Raw genomic sequence first — 18,048 nt, forward strand, 5'->3', positions numbered from 1 at the left:
GGCCAGGGCGGTGGGGCGCGGCAGGCTGCGCCGCCGGCCAACAGTGCGATGGCTGATGCTTTGCGGAAGGCGGGGTTGTTGGACCCGGGTAAGAAGGGCAAGCGCTGACGGCTTCGCCGATCAGGTCGTGGGGAAGCTGCGGGCCGGTGGGGGCTGGTCGCGCAGTTCCCCGCGCCCCTGGGGTGCGGACGCTTGGCGGCGAAAATTCGTGGACGTCGATCATCTCGCCGACAGACTGGGGGCATGATCTCACCGGATTTCAAAGCCGACCTGCGCGTCTTTCTTCAGGACTCCCGGGACGCACTGCTGTGGAAGTTGGAGGGGCTGTCGGAGTACGACATCCGGCGACCCATGACGCCGACCGGCACCAATCTGCTGGGGCTGGTCAAGCATCTGGCCGGTGCCGAGGCGTTCTACTTCGGGACGGTGTTCGGACGGCCGGTCGACGCGCCGGAGTTGTGGATCGCGGGCGACGCCGAGCCGAACGCGGATCTGTGGGCGACGCCGGACGAGACACGTGAGCAGATCGTCGGCGACTACCGGCGGATCTGCGCGCACTCGGACGCGACGATCGAGGCGCTGCCCCTGGACGCGGTCGGCCGGATTCCCGGTGAAGGGGGCGCCGAACTCACCCTGCACCGCACCCTCGTCCACATGACCTACGAGACGTCCCGGCACGCCGGCCACGCCGATGTCGTACGGGAACTCGTCGACGGGGCGACGGGTCAGCGCGTCGGGGGCACCAACATGGCTCCTGGTGACGCGAGTTGGTGGGAGGAGCACCGGAACCGGGTAGAGGAGGCCGCAAAGGAGGCCGAGGGCCTCAACTCCGGTGCGGACAGCGCCCCTTCAGGGGCGCGGGGAACTGCGCGACCAGCCACAACGCACCCGCAGTGACCGGACTACCCAAACCTCACCGCTGTTCAGTCACCTTCCCGTCCGCCACCTCCAACCGCCGAGTCACCTGAACCGCGTCCAGCATCCGGCGATCATGGGTCACCAACAGCAGCGTGCCCTCATACGCATCGAGGGCCGACTCCAACTGCTCGATCGCAGGCAGGTCCAGGTGGTTCGTCGGCTCATCCAGCACTAGGAGGTTCACCCCGCGGCCCTGGAGCAGGGCAAGAGCAGAACGGGTCCGCTCCCCCGGGGACAGGGTCCCGGCCGGACGCATCACGTGGTGTGCCTTGAGGCCGAACTTGGCCAGCAGCGTACGGACTTCGGCAGGCTCGGTGTCCGGCACCGCCGCGCAGAACGCGTCGAGCAGAGACTCCGTGCCGTGGAACAACTGGCGGGCCTGGTCGACCTCGCCGACCAGGACGCCCGAGCCGAGCGTCGCGTGCCCCGCGTCCAACGGGATACGCCCGAGCAGCGCGCCGAGCAGCGTCGACTTGCCCGCACCGTTCGCACCGGTCACCGCGACCCGGTCCGCCCAGTCGATCTGGAGGGACACCGGCCCGAAGCTGAAGTCGCCGCGCCGTACCTCCGCGTCCCGCAGCGTCGCGACGACCGCACCCGAGCGCGGCGCGGACGCGATCTCCATCCGCAGCTCCCACTCCTTGCGGGGCTCATCGACGACGTCGAGGCGTTCGATCATGCGCTGCGTCTGCCGCGCCTTCGCCGCCTGCTTCTCGCTGGCCTCGCTGCGGAACTTGCGGCCGATCTTGTCGTTGTCGTTGTTCGCCTTGCGGCGGGCGTTCTTGACGCCCTTGTCCATCCAGCCGCGCTGCATCTGCGCGCGGTCCTGGAGGGCGGAGCGCTTGTCGGCGTACTCCTCGAAGTCGTCGCGGGCGTGCCGGCGGGCCACGTCCCGCTCCTCCAGGTAGGCCTCGTAACCGCCGCCGTAGAGGTTGATCTGGTTCTGGGCCAGGTCGAGTTCGAGGACCTTGGTGACCGTGCGGGTGAGGAACTCGCGGTCGTGCGACACGACGACCGTGCCGGCGCGCAGGCCGGAGACGAAGCGTTCGAGGCGCTCCAGGCCGTCGAGGTCCAGGTCGTTGGTGGGCTCGTCGAGAAGGAAGACGTCGTAGCGGGAGAGGAGGAGGGAGGCCAGGCCCGCGCGTGCCGCCTGGCCGCCGGACAGCGACGTCATCGGCTGGTCCAGGTCGATGGCGAGGCCCAGGGTGTCGGCGATCTCCTCGGCCCGCTCGTCGAGGTCCGCGCCGCCGAGGTCGAGCCAGCGCTCCAGGCTCGCCGAGTACGCGTCGTCGGCGCCGGGCGCGCCGTCCACCAGTGCCTGGGTGGCCTCGTCCATCGTGCGTTGCGCCTCGGCGACGCCCGTACGGCGTGCGAGGAACTCGCGCACGCTCTCGCCCGGCCGCCGCTCCGGCTCCTGCGGGAGGTGCCCTACGGTCGCCGCCGGCGGGGAGAGGCGCAGTTCGCCCTCCTCGGGAGCGAGGAGCCCGGCGAGCATCCTGAGCAGGGTGGACTTGCCCGCGCCGTTGGCACCGACAAGGCCGATCACATCGCCGGGGGCGACGACGAGGTCGAGCCCGGTGAAGAGGGCGCGGTCGCCGTGTCCGGCGGCGAGATTCTTGGCGACGAGAGTGGCAGTCATCAGACCGCCGATCCTAATCGGTCCCCTTCGCCGTCCGCGCCGCGGTTTTTCTCCGTCCGCGCCGCGGTTCTCAGCGCGCCATCGCCTCCACCAGCACGCTCCCGGTCGTCCGGGCCACGACGAAGGACCCGCCCTTCACCGCCTTCGCGTCGAGGGCGATGCGGTGGCGGCCGGGTTCCAGGACGCCGTCGAAGAGTTCCTGGGTGCGGCCGCGGTTGAGGCGGTCGAGTCGGTACGCGGTGAGGCGCACCCGGCACGGTGAGGTGACCTCGATGCCCGCCTCGCCGTCGGCGGCGACCAGGCGGGTCAGCCGGTGCTGCTCGGCGGGGCGCCGGTCCAGGGCGTGTTCGAGCTGGGCGACGAGGAGCGGGACGATGGGGGCGAGGCCGTCGACGTACGCCACGTCGACCCCGGCACGGTCGAACGCGGCCTGTACGGCGGCCCGTTCGGCCCGGGTGACGGCCCGGCCGAAGGCCACGGCGCCGTAGCCGCGGAGTTCGTCGGCGGGGACGTGGGTCGCGTCGCCGGTGATGTCGGCGCCGATGCCGATGGCACGGAGGGCGGCGGCGAGCTTGGCGAGGATCGCGACGCGGGCCCCGATCAGCAGGACACGGCGTTTGGCGACCGGGGGCTCGGTGCCGTCGATGAGGGAGTCGAGGGCCGCGCGGTACTCGGCTCCGGCGAACCGGAAGGGCCCTATGCCGTGGTAGCCGTTGCGCTCCAGGTCGGCGTGTTCGTCGGTCTGCCAGGCGAAGTCGCGCCAGATGTAGTCGGCGCCGTCCTGCTGGATGACGGCGGTGACGGCACCGCAGGCCAGGTCCTCGCACTCGGGGCAGCCGTAGATGACGTAGCGGCCGCCCTTCAGGGGTGGGTCCGTCTCCAGGAGGAGGCTGCGGACCTGGGCGGTGAAGATCGCGGGCGGTACGTCGGAGGCGAGCGGGGAGACGGCGTCCAGGTCGGTGAGCTGGAACAGCAGCGGGCGGCCGTCGACGATGAAGTCGACGAAGTCGCGGTGTACCTGGTAGCCGCCGTCCGCGAGGACTTCACCGGCACGCATCGCCGGTGCCAGGCCGAAGGCCGCGTATTCGGCAGACATGCTGTGAGTATCCCCAGCGCGAGGGCGATATGAGCACGGCATGGCGTATTCCGCTACCGTCCGCGCATGGAGACCGGTGTGAACGGCGATGTGATCGTGGTCGGCGGGGGCGTCATCGGACTGACGACGGCCGTGGTGCTGGCGGAGCGCGGTGCCCGGGTGCGGGTGTGGACGCGAGAGCCTGTCGAGCTGACGACCTCGGCGGTCGCGGGCGCGCTGTGGTGGCCGTACCGGATCGAGCCGGAGGCGCTCGTCGGTGAGTGGGCGCTCCAATCGCTCGCCGTGTACGAGGAGTTGGCGGCGCGGCCCGAGGAGACGGGCGTACGCCTGGTCGAGGGTGTACAGGGCGAGACGCGGCTGGACGAGCTGGGGCCGTGGGCGGCCCGGGTGCCGGGGCTGCGGGAGGCGCGGGCCGAGGAGTACGCGGGCGGCGGGCTGTGGGCACGGTTGCCGCTGATCGACATGTCGGCCCATCTGCCGTGGCTGCGGGGGCGGTTCCTGAAGGCGGGCGGGGTCGTCGAGGAGCAGTCGGTGGTGGATCTCACGGAGGTGCCGGCGGCCGTCGTGGTCAACTGCACGGGGCTGGACTCCATGGACCTCGTGCCCGATCCCTCGGTGCGGCCGGTGCGCGGGCAGTTGGTCGTCGTGGAGAACCCCGGGATCACGACCTGGCTGACGGCGGTCGACCACTCGGCGGACACGTCCACGTACTTCTTCCCGCAGCCGGGTGGGCTGATCCTGGGCGGCACGGCCGAGGAGGACGCCTGGTCGATGACGCCCGATCCCGCGACCGCCGAGGCGATCATCGCCCGCTGCGCGGCGATCCGGCCGGAGATCGCCGGGGCGCGCGTGCTGGAGCACCGGGTGGGACTGCGGCCGACGCGGCCCTCGGTACGGCTGGAGCGTGAAGTACTGCCGGACGGACGGGTGTTGGTGCACAACTACGGCCATGGTGGCGCGGGGATCACGGTGGCGTGGGGGTGTGCGCGGGAGGCCGCGGGGCTGGTGGGAGCGGGAGCGGCCTGAGAAGCTCGGCCGCCTCACCCGGCTGCGCCAGAGAGCGGGCCGCAGAGTTCGGCCACCTCACCGGGCCCGCACTACGGGGGCGACCTGAGGAACTCGGCCGCCCGCCCAGGCCTGCGCGCCGGAGCGGGCTGAAGAGTTCGGCCGCCTGTCCCGGCCTGGGCGACCTGGGCGCCCTGAGGATTTCGATCGCCTCGCCCCGCCTGCGCGACGGAGACGGCCAGAGGAGTGCAGCCTCCCCAGCCCGCATACCCGACGGGGGCGGCGGAGCCCACTCGCTCCGTCGCCCCCGTCGAGCCGTCAACCGGCGGTCAGTTGGCCGGTACCCGCAGCGCGGAACGCGGTGACCGTACGCCGTCGAGAGTCGTTACCGACGGTGTCCTGGCACCGGCGCCCGCCGTGGCCTTCGCGAACGCCGACGCGCCGCCGACGAGCGGGAGTTGGGCCGAGGTGCGGGACAGGTCCAGGGTGAGGGTCGGGGTGGTGGACGGCGGATCGATGAGGTCCTTGTCCGTGCCCGCGACGATCAGGGCGAGGCGGTGTCCGGCCGGGACGACGTGGTCGGTCGCCGCCAGGTCGAGGGTGATGGTGTACGCCTTGCCCGGGGTGAGCGGTACGCCCTTCGTGGCGGAGGCGTAGTTGCCGAGGTCGGCCCAGCCGCGGCTGACGACGTTGTAGTCGACTGCCTTGGTCTTGGCCTGGGTTGCCAGGAAGCAGGCGCTGTCGCCGGCCGTGCTCTCGCCCCAGCAGGTGCGGTTCGTGAGCGTGGTGATGCCCTCGGCGGAGTCGGCGTAGTCACGGATGGTGTCGGGGCCGACATCCACAAGGACTGCCGACAGATGGGCCGTTGACGTGGTGGGTGTCGCGGTGATCGTCACCTTCGAGGAGCCCGACAGGCGCAGGTCCTTCGTGAGCGGCCCGGTGACGAACCCGGCCTTGTCCGCGGTCGAGTTGTCGATCGCCGCGGCCCAATCGGTCTCGCTCTCCTGCGGGTTGTCGGTGAACGTCTCGGTGCCCGCGCCGGTGCCGAGGCCGAGCGTGCCCACGCCCGCCTCGGTGCCCTGCGCCGGGTGGAGGGTGGTCGTCGCGGTGCCGCTGGGCGGCCAGGTCGCCGACGTGACCCACTGGTCGGGGTGGCGTTCGACGTCGGCCATCGGCGCACGGTCGATTCCGTTGTCGTAGCCGAGGAGTTCGTGGTCGAACCAGCGGTGGAGGGTGTCGACCCAGGCGCCGCGACGGTAGTCGAAGGGGTCGACGTGGCCGGTCTGGGAGAGCCAGATCTTGCGCTCGACGCCGTTCTTGGCGAGGGCGTCCCACCACTGGCCGAAGTTCTTGGTGCGGACGTTGAGGTCCTGCATGCCGTGTACGAGGAACACGCTGGCCTTGACCTTGCCCGCGTCCTTCACGTAGTCGCGCTCGGTCCAGAACGGCGTCCAGTCGCCGGTGCGCGGGGCTCCGTCGACGATCTTCTGCTGGACGGCGGCGCACTTGGCCTGCGCGTCGGGGCTGTCGACGTAGCCGGAGAGCCAGTCGGGGCCGGAGTCGTAGAGCGGGGCGCCCTGGGCGAAGTAGTAGTCGTACCAGGAGGAGATGGCGCTGATCGGGACGATCGTCTTCAGGCCCTTCACGCCGGTGGCGGCGACGCCGTTGGCGATGGTGCCGTCCCAGCTCTTGCCGATCATTCCGGTGTTGCCGTTGGTCCAACTCGCTTGTGTGCGTGCGGTTCCGGTGCGGGTGGTGTACGCCTTGGCGCGTCCGTTGAGCCAGTCGACGACGGCCTTCGCGGACTGGATGTCGGAGCGGCCGCCGACGTCGACGCAGCCGTCGGAGCGGTTGGTACCGGCGAGGTCGACGCCGACGAAGGCGTAGCCGCGGGGCACGAAGTAGTTGTCGTAGAAGAGCGGCATCTGGACAACGTTGCCGCTCGCGTCGTACGTCTTCAGCTGGCTCTCGTTGCCGCGTCCGCAGCAGGAGTAGTAGGGGCTGGCGTCCATGATGACGGGCACTTTGCGGCCCTGTCGGGCGGGTTCGCTCGGCCGGACGATGTCGACGGCGACCCGGTCGGTCTTTCCGTCACCGTCGCCGTCGAGCCCGGTGTCCACCCAGACGGCCTCGCGGATGGCCTTCGCGTAGGAGTAGACCGGTTGGCTCTCCTGCGGGGCGCTCTGGGCCGCTGTCGGGGTGAGGAAGGCGGCCAGGAGGGCGGTGATCCCCGCGGTCGCGAGCGATCTCCAGATCGTGAAGCGCGTGCGTTTCGGCATGCGCGGACGGTACATCGGTCAACTCCCGTGCTGGAAGAGGCACTCGGGGTGCTTCGGGGGTCATGACGGCCGAATGGCGATCGTGTGACAGGAGGTGCCGTGGACAGGCGCGGGGCCACAGGGGGTGAATAGGCTCCGTACAGACTTCGTGGACCGACCCCTACGGCTCTTCGACCTTCGTGGACCCCCACGGCTCTCCGAACTTCTCGTGGAGCCCTACGACTTGGAGTTCTCGTGCACCGCAGAATCATCGCGCCGGGCGCACTCGCGGCGGCCTCCCTGATGCTGGCGATCCCGGCGTCGGCGGCAAGCTACTCCCCCGGCGCTCCGGGCATCGGCGACCCCTACTACCCGGCCTACGGCAACGGCGGATACGACGTCTCGCACTACGACCTCAGGCTTCAATACCAGCCCGCGACCGACGAGTTGGCGGGCACGGCGACGATCCTCGCGAAGACCACGCAGGATCTGTCCCGCTTCAACCTCGACTTCCTGCTGGACGTGAGTGAGATCCGGGTCAACGGCGCCAAGGCGACGTTCGCGACCTCCGGCCAGCACGAGTTGGAGATCACCCCGAAGACCCCGCTGCCCAGGGGCACGCCGATCACGGTCGTGGTCCGCTACAGCGGGGTGCCGTCCACGAAGAGCGCGTACGGCTTCACCACCTGGCACCGCACCCCGGACGGCGCGGTCGCGGCGGACGAGCCCGAGTCCGCGTGGTGGTGGTTCCCGAGCAACGACCACCCCAGCGACAAGGCGACCTACGACGTGTCGGTGGCCGTACCGAACGGCACCCAGGCCATCTCCAACGGCACGCTCCAGTCGACGAGTTCACAACTCGGCTGGACCCGCTACAACTGGCGCCAGAACAAGCCGCAGGCCACCTACCTGGCCACGCTCGCGCTCGGCAGGTTCGACATCACTACCAGCACTTCGGACGGCGGCGTCCCTGTCATCAACGCCTACAGCAAGGACCTGGGCGACAACGACGGGTCCGCGCGGGCGAGCGTCGAGCGCACCGGCGAGATCGTCGACTGGCTGAGCGGCTACTTCGGTCCGTACCCCTTCAGTTCCGCAGGCGGCTACGTGCCCAACACGACCACCGGGTACGCGCTGGAGACCCAGACCCGCGTCTACTACAGCCAGAGGCAGTTCGCGAACGGCGCCAACACCTCTGTCGTCGTCCACGAGTTGGCCCACCAGTGGTACGGCGACGACGTGTCCCTGAAGGGCTGGAAGGACATCTGGATCAACGAGGGCTTCGCGCGGTACGCGCAGTGGCTGTGGTCCGAGCACGAGGGCGAGGGCACCGCGCAGCAACTCGCCGACTACGTCTACGCATCGCACCCGGCGGACGACACCTTCTGGACCGTGGCGCCCGGTGACCCGGGCCCGGAGGACCAGTTCGCCCTCGCGGTCTACGACCGGGGCGCGCTGGCCATCCAGGCGCTGCGCAACGAGGTCGGCGACGAGGCGTTCTTCGCGATCCTGAAGGGCTGGCCGAAGGAGCACGCGTACGGCAACGCGTCTGTCGCGGACTTCCGGGCTTACGCCGAGCAGGTGTCGGGGAAGTCGTTGTCCGCGCTCTTCGACACATGGCTGTTCCAGCCGACGAAGCCGGCGGCACCGGCGGCGCGGAGCGCGTCGATCGCGAGGGCGTCGTCGGACGCGGCTCCGGTGCAGCCGAAGTCGTGGAAGAAGATCGCGGCGACGAACGACGTGCACTAAGCGTCTGCCGGGTTCGGTGGTGGGGGGGCTGCGGGCCTGTTGTGGCTGGTCGCGCAGTTCCCCGCGCCCCTAAGGGGCACTCTCCTGGACGTGTCGACATCAGCCGCCCTTGCCGGAAGCCGTGTCCTTGACGAACACGATCCCGTCGATGCCGGCCAGGTGCGCGGGGTCCAGCGGGGCGTAGCCGTACCAGGGGGACACACGAGGGACGGGCATCGCGTGGGCTAGCGCGGTGGCCAGTCGGCGGGCGTCGACCAGGCAGTGCTCCTGCGGGAGCGCGTACAGCAGCCCCTCGACGGTGTCCGGTGGCGGGGCGTCGACCCCTTGGCGGCGGATCGTGCCGAGGGCCGTGGCCAGGAAGGCGTACTCCTCGCCCATGTGCGCGTCGACGATCGCGCCGGCGCTCCACCACTCCAGCGGCAGGCCGCCCATCCGCATCGTGCTCCGGTGCCGCTGGAGGTGGCCGTTGTGGGCGTTCACCAGCGTCGGACTCCGTTCGGCGGCGGCGAGCAGGTTGGCGGCCATCATCGAGTCCCGCAGGGCGACCAGCCGTGCCATGCGGCTCGGTGACGGGTCGGCCATCGAGAAGTGGTAGCGCAGCAGCCCGACCGCGGTACGTCCGTACAGGCGCGCCCGGTGCCACTCGTCCGGTGTGGACGTGGCGACCAGTTGTGGTGTCTGGGTTTCGAGTAGGGCCACCAAGTCATCGGCGAGCAGGCGGAGTTGCCGGGCTTCGCGCGCCCGCCCCACGGACCGGGACGGGTCCCTCATTGCGGCGGGTTCGGTCCACCGGTCGTCGGCGCCGAGCAGTTCGCCGAGGGTTTCCGCGGTGCAGGGAAGGAGGGCGTCGTCGACCCTGGCGGTGAGGTAGGTGTGGAGTGCGGTGAGGGCCTGCCTCGGGCTCGCGGCGCCGGCGATCTCCAGCGGACCGTCGAACCCGGCGAACCGCACCTGCTCGGACTCGGGCCGGCCGTCGTTGAACGCGCGCATCCAGCGCACCAGTTCGCGGTTGGCCGGGAAGGCGCCCCACTCGTGGCTGAAGCCGCGCTCCATGACCTCGTCGATGGTGCCTCTGCCCGAGGTGACGTGGTCGTCCACGACCAGGCCCATCAGGCAGTCACTCTCAAGGGCGATCGTCCGGTAGCCCTCCTGCTCGACGAGGTGACGGAAGAGTTCGTTCCGTACGTCGAGCAGCACGTCCTCGCCGTGGGTGGGCTCGCCCAGGGCGAGCAACCGTGGCCTGGTCGGCAGCAATCCCATGACGGCGGCAGGGTCGACGGCGTGGACCGCATCTGTGATAGCGGGAGTCATGCCTTCAACGCTATCGTTGAATCAGCGGTTGAAACTTTTGGTCGACAGCGGCAGGACAGTGAAGCGAAACCTTCAAAGCGGTGGTCGGCTCAGGCCCGTCGACCTGGCGCGCGGACACGGTCTGTCGACGCAGGCGGTCCGCAACTACGAAGCGGCCGGGATCCTTCCGGCCGCCGAACGCACCGCGCACGGCTACCGCACCTACACGTTCCGGCACGCTCAGGCCCTGCACGCGTTTCTCGCGCTCGTGCCCGGACATGGTCATCAGACGGCCGCGGCGATCATGCAGGCGGTCAACCGGGATGCCACCGAGGACGCGCTTCGGCTCATCGACGACAGTCATGTGCAGCTTCTCGACGACCGCCGCACCCTCCAAGCGGTCGAAGCCGCGCTTCGCGACCTCCGGCCCGTACCGGAGGAACGCGGCGACACGTTCGTAGGCCCGCTGGCGAGGAGGCTCGGCATCCGCCCGGCCACCCTGCGCGCATGGGAGCGCGCCGGCCTGGTCCAGCCGCGCCGGGACCCGCGGACGGGCTACCGGGTCTACGGCCCAGTCGACGTACGCGACGCCTTTCTGGTCCACCAGCTCAGGCGGGGCGGCCATCTGCTCGAACAGATCGCCCCGTTGATCGCCCAGGTCCGTTCCGCCGGAGGCGTCGCGCCGCTCGAGTCGACGCTGCGCGACTGGCATGCCCGCCTCTCGGCCCGCGGCCGCGCCCTGCTCACCGGCGCCGCCGCACTGGACGCCTACCTCGACTGTCCACCGGCGCCCGAAGACGGGCCGAGCGCCCGCACCACTGCCGCGTCGGCCATGCCCTAGTGCGGCGCACCTGCCGTCGAGGCCTCCAACTCCGCGATCTGTACGAGGAGTTCGTCCCGACCGATCGCGTCGATCTCCGTCGACGGCACCGTGCACGCGTACGCCCCGGCGATCGCGCCGTACCGGGCACAGCGCTGCGGGGGCTCTCCGCTCAGCCAGCCGAAGAGGAAGGCGGAGGCGAAGGCGTCGCCCGCGCCGTTCGAGTCGACGACCGGCTTCCGGGGTGTGGTGGTCGGGACGTGGGTCAGCTCGTCGTCGGCCAGGAGGTAGGCGCCCTCCGCACCGGCCGTGGCGACGACCAGCCGGGCCCGACCCCGCTCGGCGATGGTGCGCATCGTGTGTTCGGGGTCGCCGGTCAGTGCGGTGGTGGACAGGAAGACGATGTCCGCCGCGTGGGCGAACTCCTCCTGGTAAGGGTTCTCGCCGTCCCAGTTGTGCAGGTCCGTCGAGATCGTCGTGCCGGACTCGCGCAACAGCGGCAGGGCGTGGGCGCAGGGCTGGGTGATGGAGACGTGGGCGTGGCGGCTCGCCGTGGCGAGGGCGCGGACCGTGGGTTCCGGGAGGCGGTCGTCGGGGTGGGCGCGGGTCGCGTCGTAGAGGGAGAGGCGCCGGCCGTCGGGGCCCACGAGGTTGACGGCCCGCTTGGTGCCGGCGGGCTGCGGGACTTCGGTGAGCGGGATGGCGCGGTCGCGGTGCAGGGCGCGGACCAGGTCGCCCTCGGGGTCGGCGCCGAGCATGTCGAGGTGGTGGGTGCGCAGGCCCAGTGCGCTCAGGCCGAGGGCGACGAAGTCGCCGGTCTGGCCGGCGCGGGTGCGGATGCCGGGGTCGATCATGTAGCTGTCGGCGTACGGGAGCGGCAGTTCGGGGACGTGGACGATGGTGTCCACGCCGGCGCCGCCGAGGACGAGGACGTCGATGTCTTTGTCACGGCTCATGGCTCTCCCTCGACTACTCGCCTTCATGACTGCGAACAGCGAGTCAAGCAGTCGCCGACCATCACTGCAAGGAGTTTCGCAAGCATGCGCAACTCCTTGCAGCGGCAGGCCGGTCGGGTTGCCGTCAGTCCCCGTGGTCGTACACCGTCACCGCGATCCCCCGCCGCACCAGCCGCTCGGTGACCAGTGGTTCGACCCGTGACCACTTGCCGCCGGCGAGGCCGCACCCGATGCGGGGCATGTGCACGGACGCGCCCAGCTCGGCCGCACGCTCGGCCAGCAGTCCCAGCGCCGTGTCGATCGCCTCGTAGCGCACGGGGACGCCCTTGCTGCCCGTGCGTATCCCCCGCTGGCCGATCATGTTGGCCACCCACACATGGCGCTCGACCCGCACGAGCTGGATCGCGCCCAGCCCGAAGTCGTTGGCCGCGCGGGCGCGATGCCACGCGCGGTACTCCTTCTCCGGCTCCGGCCAACGGCGCGACACCGCCAGCACGAAGCCCTTCCCCCAGCCCCCGAGGTCGTTGCAGACATGCGCGATCACCTTGACGCCCTTGACCGATGGAACGGTCGCGTCACCCCGGACATAGTCGATCTCCCCCATGCCAACCACCTTAGGCGGCACCACTGACAACGCCTTCGGTGGTTTCACAGCGTTGGTGAGACAGCGATACTGCTGCACATGACGACCGACACCGAGGAGCCGACGCTCACGATCGACGAACTGGCCGCGCGGGCCGGTACCACGGTCCGCACGGTCCGGTTCTACAGCACCAAGGGGCTGCTCCCGCCGCCGGTGATCGGGGCCCGGCGGGTCGGGCACTACGGGCAGGAGCATCTGTCGCGGCTCGCGCTGATCGAGGAGTTGCAGCAGCAGGGCATGACGCTGGCCGCGATCGAGCGCTACCTGGGCCAGCTGCCGCCGGACCTCAGCGCGCACGATCTCGCGATCCACCGTGCGGTGGTGGCGTCGTGGGCGCCGGACGGCACGGAGACCCTGGACCGGCGGGAGCTGGAGCGGCGGGCGGGCCGGGAGCTGAGCGAGGAGGACGTGGAGCGGCTCGTCGCGATGGGCGTGGTCGGGCTCGACGGCGCCTCGTACCGCGTCGACTCCGGTCTGCTGCGGCTCGGCGTGCGGCTGCTCGACGTACCGGTGTCGCAGGAGGCGATCCTCGCGTCCCGGAACGTACTGATCGAGCATTCCCGTGCGGCGGCCCACGAGTTGGCGCAGGTGTTCCGCGGTGAGGTGTCCCAACGTGCCGCGCAGGACGTGAAGTCGCTGTCCGCACACATGCAACCCCTTGTGGTGCAGGCCCTCCTGACGACCTTTCAGCGGTCGCTGCGCGAGGAACTCCGAGGGTGGCTCAAGGAACCGGCCGAGTCAGAGGAAGGCTGAACCGCCCGACACGTTCAGCGTCTGCCCGGTCAGGAAACCGCTGCCCTCGTCGACCACGTACAGCAGGGTCGAGATCAGGTCCGACGGCTCCTGCGTGCGCGGTACGACCTGACCGTCCCGGACGTGCTCGAAGCCGCCGTCCGCGCCGACCGTCCGCTCGGCGGTCGCGGTGCGGACCATGCTGGGCGCGATCGCGTTGACGGTGATGTCGTACGGCCCGAGCGCCGCCGCGAGCGATCGCGTGAAGCCGATGAGGCCCATCTTCGAGGCGACGTACGGGACCATCGTCGGCGGTGCGGTGAGGACGGCCGCCGAGACGATGTTGACGATACGGCCCTGGCCTGCGGCTTTCAGATACGGCAGGACCGCGCGGGTCAGCAGGAACGGCGCCTCCAGGTTGACGCGCATGATCCGGCGCCACTCCTCGGGTGTGGTCTCCTCGAAGGGGCGTGAGGGGTAGACGCCGGCGTTGTTGACCAGGACGTGCAGCGTGCCGAACCGCTCGATGACGTGTTCCAACGCCCCCTGGATCTCGCCCTCGTCGGTGACGTCGCCGATCAACTCCACGTAGTCCAGCACCTTTTCGGCGGTCTCCGGCTGCGCGACGAGGTCGAGTCCGGCGACCCGGTAGCCGCGCCCGGCGAGCGCGACGGCGAACTCCTGCCCGAGGCCCTGTGCCGCGCCGGTCACCAGGGCGGTACGCGTCTCCATGGGGCGAGTGTGATGACCCGTCAGGCCGTCGGCAAGGGCGCATTTCACTCGCTGAAACGCCCTGGTTGCCGCCGTCGCCCGGGGGGCCGACGCTGCGGGGCGACCCCAGCGCCAGCCGTAGTACGGGAGCCGTGCCCGATGACCGAGACCGAGCGTGCCGTGGACGACGCCGAGCGCGCCCGCGAACAGGGCGGCGGGCAGGGCCGGTCGGCGCGCTGGTGGCACCGACTCACGCCGTCCGCGCGTGCGTTGAAGCCGGTGCCGCGCCGGTGGGTCCGGGACGAGTTCGGTGTGCTGCTCGTACTGGGGTTGCTGATCGCCGGGATCGGCATCCCGTACCCGGACTTCCTGGGCACGAACAACCTCCTCTCCACCGCCCACAACTCCGTCTACATCTCGCTGATGGCGTGCGGCATGGTCTTCGCGCTGTCGATGCGCGAGGTCGATCTGTCCGTGGGCGGGACCTACGCGATGTGCCTGGTCGTCGGGGCGTTGCTGATCCGGGACGGCACCGCGCCCTGGCTGGCGGTGCCGGTGATGCTGGTCACCGGGATCGTCCTGGGCGTGTTCAACGCGCTGGTGACGACACTGCTCGCGCTGCCGTCGTTCATCGTCACGCTGGGCACGCTGATGCTCTTCCGGGGTGTCGGACTGGCGCTCGCGGACGGCAAGCAGATCACCGATCTCCCGCTGGACGACTCGTTCTTCACGTTCGCGGGCGGCGATCCGGGCGGGGTGCCGTTCGCGCTGTGGGTGCTGCTCGCGGTGATCGTCGTGCTGTCGGTCGTGCTGTCCCGGACGCGTTTCGGGGCGCGGGTGCGGGCGATCGGGTCCAACCCCGACGCCGCCGCCTTCAGCGGCATCCCGGTCGTCCGCACCCGTGTCCAGGCGCTGGCCCTGTCCGGCCTGACCACGGCGTGCGCCGCCGCGCTCGCGCTCGCCTTCTACGGCGCGGGGGACCCGACTCTGGGCCAGGGCTACGAGTTGCAGGCGATCGCCGCGTGCATCATCGGCGGCACTCCGCTCGCCGGGGGCCGCGGTTCGGTGGTCGGCGCGGTGGCCGGGGCGATGATCCTGTCGGTCGTCGCCTCCGGCCTGGTGTTCTTCGAAGTACCCATCAACTGGACGTCGTTCGCGACGGGCGGGGTGATCCTCGTCGCCGTCGCGGCCGACAGCGCGCTGCGCCGCACCGGACGCCGTCGCAAGTGAGGTCCCCTGTCGTCGAGTCCGGTCAAGTCCCCCTGTGGTCCCGCCCTTTGGAGGCCGTGATGCACCACCGTTCGCGTACGTGGTCCGCGGCGCTCGGCGCCCTGGTCCTGCTGGCCACCGCAGGCTGCGGCAGCGGTTCCGGCGGCGGCAACGGCAGGCTGAAGATGGGTATTTCGGTCGCCAACATCTCCCTGAACTTCGCCCACGAGATGGTGCTGGGCGCGGAGAGTGCGGCGAGCCACGCGGGGAAGGTCGACTTCAAGGCCGTAGGACCGCCCAACACGGACGGGCCCGCCGAGGTGCAGCTGTTCCAGAACCTCACCGCCGTCGCCAAGGACGGCATCGTCCTGGAGAACCTCGACCCGCCGATCTTCACCCGGCCCGCCGCGCGCGCCGTCGACCAGGGCATCCCGATCGTCGCCCTGGACACCTCCCCCACCGACGGCAGCAAGGTGAACTTCTATGTGGGGAACGACAATTACGCGCTCGGCGAGCTGATGGCGAAGGAGGCGCTGAAGCGGCTCGGCAGCGATCCGAAGGGGCAGATCGTGATCGGTGTGCCCAACCCGGGGACGCCGGTGCTCGACAACCGCGCGCAGGGCATCTCCGACACGTTCAAGAAGGAGGCGCCCGGCGTCAAGGTCCTCGGCCCCTTCCAGACGTACAGCGATCCCGGCCAGAACTACAGCTCCTGGTCGGCGCAGGTGAACGCGCATCCGGACGCGCTGGCCTTCCTCGGTGTCGGTGACGCCGACAGCTACAACCTCGCGAAGATCAAGAAGGCGGAGAACGGCAAGTGGCTCACGGCCGGCTTCGACGTCGACCCGAAGACCCTGGACGCCGTGAAGGACGGCTCCAACTTCGTCACCATCGACCCGCAGCACTTCCTGAAGGGTTATCTGTCCACGGCGATGCTGATCGAGGCTGTGCGCGACAAGAAGGGGAAACTGCCCGACGGTTGGTTCCTGTCGCCCGGCGGGGTCGTCGACTCCTCGAACATCGACGAGATCATCGCCCGGCAGAAGTCGGCGCAGGCGGCCTACGACTGGTACCAGCCGACGATCGACAAGCTGCTCGGCGACGAGGCGGCCAACCTGAAGCCGCTGAAGGACGCGCGCTGACATGGCCCACGGCGACACCCTCGTGGCGGAGGAACTGGTCAAGTCCTACGGCGGCGTACGGGCGTTGGACGGTGCGTCGATCCGGCTGCGCGGCGGCGAGGTGCACGCGCTGGTCGGCGAGAACGGTGCCGGGAAGTCGACGCTGGTGCGCATCCTGTCGGGGACGCTGGCCGCGGACGCGGGGACGGTGCGGTCGGCCGAGGACACCAAACTCGCCGTCGTCTCCCAGGAGTTGAGCCTCTTCCCGGACCTCACCGTGCGCGAGAACCTCTTCCCGCAGCATCCGCCGCTGCGCCTGGGCCTGTTGGACCGGAGCGCCATGGACCGGGCGGCCCGACCGGTCCTCGCGGAACTCGGCCTGGACGTGGACCCCCGCACCGAACTGGGCGAACTCCCGCTGGCCGACCAGCAGTTGACGGAGATCGCACGCGCTCTGCTACGGCGCCCCAAGCTGCTGATCCTCGACGAGCCCACGTCGGCGCTGCCGGCCGCCGCCGTCGACCGCCTCGAAGGCGTCCTGCGCACACTGACGGACCGGGGCATCGCCGTCCTGTACGTCTCCCACTTCCTGGACGAGGTGGTGCGCTTCGCACAGCGCGTGACGGTCCTGCGGGACGGGCGGGTCGCACTGGCGGGCGTGGAGCGGGCCGACGTCGACGTACCGGAGCTGGTGTCGGCGATGCTGGGCGGCCGGCCGGAGCAACTGCCGCGCCGGGCCCGGTCCTTGGCCGCCGACCGGCCGCCGCCCGTGGTGCTGTCCCAGGTGGACGTGGACGGGCGGCTGACCGACGTGACCTTCACCGTGCGTGCGGGCGAGGTGGTCGGGGTCGCCGGACTCCAAGGAGCGGGCCATCTCGACGCGTTGGCGGTGGTGTGCGGACGTACGGCGATCTCCGGAGGCCGGGTCGACGTCGGCGGCCGGGGTCTGCCGCGCTCGCTGCGGGGCGCGGTGCGCGCGGGCGTCGCCTTCGTGCCGAGCGACCGCAAACGGTACGGGCTGATGGTGGACCGTACGGTGTGGGAGAACACCACGGCGGTCAGCTGGCTGGCGCTGGGCCGGGGCGGGATCGCCCCCTCCCGCTCCGAACTGGTTCGCCGCACCGCCGAGTTGACCGAGCGGCTACGGCTGCGCGGCGGGCCGTACGACCTGGTCGCCCGGTTGTCCGGCGGCAATCAGCAGAAGGTCGTCTTCGCCAAGTGGCTCGCGACCGAACCGAGGATCGTCGTCCTGGACGATCCGACCCGGGGTGTCGACGTCGGCGTACGCGCCGAGATGCACCGCATCGTGGGCGAGTTGGCGGCGGGCGGCGCGGCCGTCCTGATCGCGTCGACCGACCTCGCGGAGCTGACGGAGGTGTGCGACCGGGTGCTGGTGTTCGTGCGTGGGCGGGTCACCGAGGAGGTGCGCGGGGAACGGCTGACGGAGCACGGGCTGGCGGTGGCGATGCAGCGGCCGGAGGCGGCCGCGTCAGACTGACAGGCTCCGTGTGATCGCCCGCGCCGCCGCGCACAGCCGTGCCCCGATGCGGTCCACGTCCAGGCCGCGGGTGCCCCCGGTGACGGAGATCGCGGCGATCGGGCGAGGGCCGGAGCCTTGGGCGTAGACGGGGGCCGCGACAGCGGAGATCCCGATCTCGGCCTCCTCCAGGTTGACGCCGTAGCCGCGGGCCCGGGTGCGGGCGAGGTCGCGGGCGAGCTGGCCGGGGAGGACCAGGGTGCGCGGGGTGTGTCGCCGGCGCTGCACGGACTCCCGCCCGCGTCCCCCGTGTTCGTCGGCCGGGACGCCCATCTCGACGTCCTGCTGGGCCGGTTGGACCCGGCCGCCGGAGCATCGGCCGCCGGTGGGCACCCTGACCTCGCCGCCGAGTGCCGCACATAGC

The 18,048-nt window shown here is 70.8% G+C and carries 16 protein-coding genes; 8 read left to right on the top strand and 8 right to left on the bottom strand.

All coding sequences use genetic code 11. The features are described from left to right. Positions 1 to 243 precede the first annotated feature (243 nt). Positions 244 to 897 (top strand): DinB family protein, encoded by a 654-nt coding sequence (locus ACNFOC_RS33715; RefSeq protein WP_416962835.1) that lies wholly within the window; start codon positions 244 to 246, stop codon positions 895 to 897. Positions 898 to 913: 16 nt separating this feature from the next. Here ACNFOC_RS33715 and ACNFOC_RS33720 read toward each other — a convergent pair whose 3' ends face one another. Further along, positions 914 to 2,557: an ABC-F family ATP-binding cassette domain-containing protein gene (locus ACNFOC_RS33720; protein ID WP_416962836.1), complete on the bottom strand. Its 1,644-nt coding sequence runs from the start codon at positions 2,555 to 2,557 to the stop codon at positions 914 to 916. 70 nt (positions 2,558 to 2,627) lie between these two features. Further along, on the bottom strand, positions 2,628 to 3,653 hold the full coding sequence (locus tag ACNFOC_RS33725) for an oxidoreductase (protein ID WP_416962837.1): 1,026 nt from the start codon (positions 3,651 to 3,653) through the stop codon (positions 2,628 to 2,630). Between the two features lie 66 nt (positions 3,654 to 3,719). Here ACNFOC_RS33725 and ACNFOC_RS33730 point away from each other — a divergent pair, with 66 nt between their 5' ends. Then, positions 3,720 to 4,679, top strand: coding sequence for an FAD-dependent oxidoreductase (locus ACNFOC_RS33730; RefSeq protein ID WP_416962838.1), 960 nt, complete (start codon positions 3,720 to 3,722; stop codon positions 4,677 to 4,679). Positions 4,680 to 4,987: 308 nt separating this feature from the next. On the opposite strand, the gene ACNFOC_RS33735 is transcribed toward ACNFOC_RS33730, so the two are convergent. Further along, positions 4,988 to 6,937 (bottom strand): Xaa-Pro dipeptidyl-peptidase, encoded by a 1,950-nt coding sequence (locus ACNFOC_RS33735; protein WP_416962839.1) that lies wholly within the window; start codon positions 6,935 to 6,937, stop codon positions 4,988 to 4,990. A 234-nt stretch (positions 6,938 to 7,171) separates the two neighbouring features. Between ACNFOC_RS33735 and ACNFOC_RS33740 the strand changes: the two genes are divergently transcribed. Continuing rightward, positions 7,172 to 8,665, top strand: a complete 1,494-nt coding sequence (locus ACNFOC_RS33740; RefSeq protein WP_416962840.1) for a M1 family metallopeptidase — start codon at positions 7,172 to 7,174, stop codon at positions 8,663 to 8,665. Positions 8,666 to 8,764: 99 nt separating this feature from the next. On the opposite strand, the gene ACNFOC_RS33745 is transcribed toward ACNFOC_RS33740, so the two are convergent. Further along, positions 8,765 to 9,976 (bottom strand): erythromycin esterase family protein, encoded by a 1,212-nt coding sequence (locus ACNFOC_RS33745; RefSeq protein ID WP_416962841.1) that lies wholly within the window; start codon positions 9,974 to 9,976, stop codon positions 8,765 to 8,767. A gap of 58 nt (positions 9,977 to 10,034) precedes the next feature. Between ACNFOC_RS33745 and ACNFOC_RS33750 the strand changes: the two genes are divergently transcribed. Continuing rightward, the gene (locus tag ACNFOC_RS33750; protein WP_416962842.1) at positions 10,035 to 10,796 is read left to right on the top strand and encodes a TioE family transcriptional regulator; all 762 of its coding nucleotides are present in this window, start codon (positions 10,035 to 10,037) and stop codon (positions 10,794 to 10,796) included. Here ACNFOC_RS33750 and ACNFOC_RS33755 read toward each other — a convergent pair. After that, a complete protein-coding gene (locus tag ACNFOC_RS33755) occupies positions 10,793 to 11,731 on the bottom strand; it encodes an adenosine kinase (RefSeq protein ID WP_416962843.1) in 939 nt (312 codons plus the stop codon). The two genes, ACNFOC_RS33750 and ACNFOC_RS33755, sit on opposite strands and share 4 nt — an antisense overlap. Before the next feature lie 124 nt (positions 11,732 to 11,855). Beyond that, a complete protein-coding gene (locus tag ACNFOC_RS33760; RefSeq protein WP_416962844.1) occupies positions 11,856 to 12,335 on the bottom strand; it encodes a macro domain-containing protein in 480 nt (159 codons plus the stop codon). A 78-nt stretch (positions 12,336 to 12,413) separates the two neighbouring features. Between ACNFOC_RS33760 and ACNFOC_RS33765 the strand changes: the two genes are divergently transcribed. Continuing rightward, positions 12,414 to 13,127, top strand: coding sequence for a MerR family transcriptional regulator (locus ACNFOC_RS33765; RefSeq protein ID WP_416962845.1), 714 nt, complete (start codon positions 12,414 to 12,416; stop codon positions 13,125 to 13,127). Here ACNFOC_RS33765 and ACNFOC_RS33770 read toward each other — a convergent pair. Further along, entirely contained in the window at positions 13,113 to 13,838 is a 726-nt protein-coding gene (locus ACNFOC_RS33770; RefSeq protein WP_416962846.1) for an SDR family NAD(P)-dependent oxidoreductase, read from the bottom strand. The two genes, ACNFOC_RS33765 and ACNFOC_RS33770, sit on opposite strands and share 15 nt — an antisense overlap. Positions 13,839 to 13,976: 138 nt before the next feature. On the opposite strand from ACNFOC_RS33770, the gene ACNFOC_RS33775 reads away from it, so the two are divergent. Genes ACNFOC_RS33775 through ACNFOC_RS33785 form a run of 3 tightly spaced genes read left to right on the top strand, consistent with a single transcriptional unit; the run spans position 13,977 to position 17,645 of the window. Further along, entirely contained in the window at positions 13,977 to 15,047 is a 1,071-nt protein-coding gene (locus ACNFOC_RS33775) for an ABC transporter permease (protein ID WP_416962847.1), read from the top strand. 59 nt (positions 15,048 to 15,106) lie between these two features. After that, positions 15,107 to 16,168: a sugar ABC transporter substrate-binding protein gene (locus ACNFOC_RS33780; RefSeq protein ID WP_416962848.1), complete on the top strand. Its 1,062-nt coding sequence runs from the start codon at positions 15,107 to 15,109 to the stop codon at positions 16,166 to 16,168. A gap of 1 nt (position 16,169) precedes the next feature. Then, entirely contained in the window at positions 16,170 to 17,645 is a 1,476-nt protein-coding gene (locus tag ACNFOC_RS33785; protein WP_416962849.1) for a sugar ABC transporter ATP-binding protein, read from the top strand. Here the strand turns inward: ACNFOC_RS33785 and ACNFOC_RS33790 are convergent. Further along, on the bottom strand, positions 17,637 to 18,048 hold a 412-nt coding region (locus tag ACNFOC_RS33790), incomplete at its 5' end, for an IclR family transcriptional regulator domain-containing protein (RefSeq protein ID WP_416962850.1). The genes ACNFOC_RS33785 and ACNFOC_RS33790 overlap by 9 nt on opposite strands.

Source organism: Streptomyces colwelliae (assembly GCF_048158785.1).
Taxonomy (GTDB): Bacteria; Actinomycetota; Actinomycetes; order Streptomycetales; family Streptomycetaceae; genus Streptomyces.

Coding starts and splice junctions, on each gene's coding strand:
- ACNFOC_RS33765 (WP_416962845.1), top strand. CDS start 12,414: ATGACGACCGACACCGAGGAGCCGACGCTCACGATCGACGAACTGGCC.
- ACNFOC_RS33745 (WP_416962841.1), bottom strand. CDS start 9,976: ATGACTCCCGCTATCACAGATGCGGTCCACGCCGTCGACCCTGCCGCC.
- ACNFOC_RS33760 (WP_416962844.1), bottom strand. CDS start 12,335: ATGGGGGAGATCGACTATGTCCGGGGTGACGCGACCGTTCCATCGGTC.
- ACNFOC_RS33735 (WP_416962839.1), bottom strand. CDS start 6,937: ATGCCGAAACGCACGCGCTTCACGATCTGGAGATCGCTCGCGACCGCG.
- ACNFOC_RS33725 (WP_416962837.1), bottom strand. CDS start 3,653: ATGTCTGCCGAATACGCGGCCTTCGGCCTGGCACCGGCGATGCGTGCC.
- ACNFOC_RS33780 (WP_416962848.1), top strand. CDS start 15,107: ATGCACCACCGTTCGCGTACGTGGTCCGCGGCGCTCGGCGCCCTGGTC.
- ACNFOC_RS33730 (WP_416962838.1), top strand. CDS start 3,720: ATGGAGACCGGTGTGAACGGCGATGTGATCGTGGTCGGCGGGGGCGTC.
- ACNFOC_RS33755 (WP_416962843.1), bottom strand. CDS start 11,731: ATGAGCCGTGACAAAGACATCGACGTCCTCGTCCTCGGCGGCGCCGGC.
- ACNFOC_RS33720 (WP_416962836.1), bottom strand. CDS start 2,557: ATGACTGCCACTCTCGTCGCCAAGAATCTCGCCGCCGGACACGGCGAC.
- ACNFOC_RS33775 (WP_416962847.1), top strand. CDS start 13,977: ATGACCGAGACCGAGCGTGCCGTGGACGACGCCGAGCGCGCCCGCGAA.
- ACNFOC_RS33770 (WP_416962846.1), bottom strand. CDS start 13,838: ATGGAGACGCGTACCGCCCTGGTGACCGGCGCGGCACAGGGCCTCGGG.
- ACNFOC_RS33785 (WP_416962849.1), top strand. CDS start 16,170: ATGGCCCACGGCGACACCCTCGTGGCGGAGGAACTGGTCAAGTCCTAC.
- ACNFOC_RS33715 (WP_416962835.1), top strand. CDS start 244: ATGATCTCACCGGATTTCAAAGCCGACCTGCGCGTCTTTCTTCAGGAC.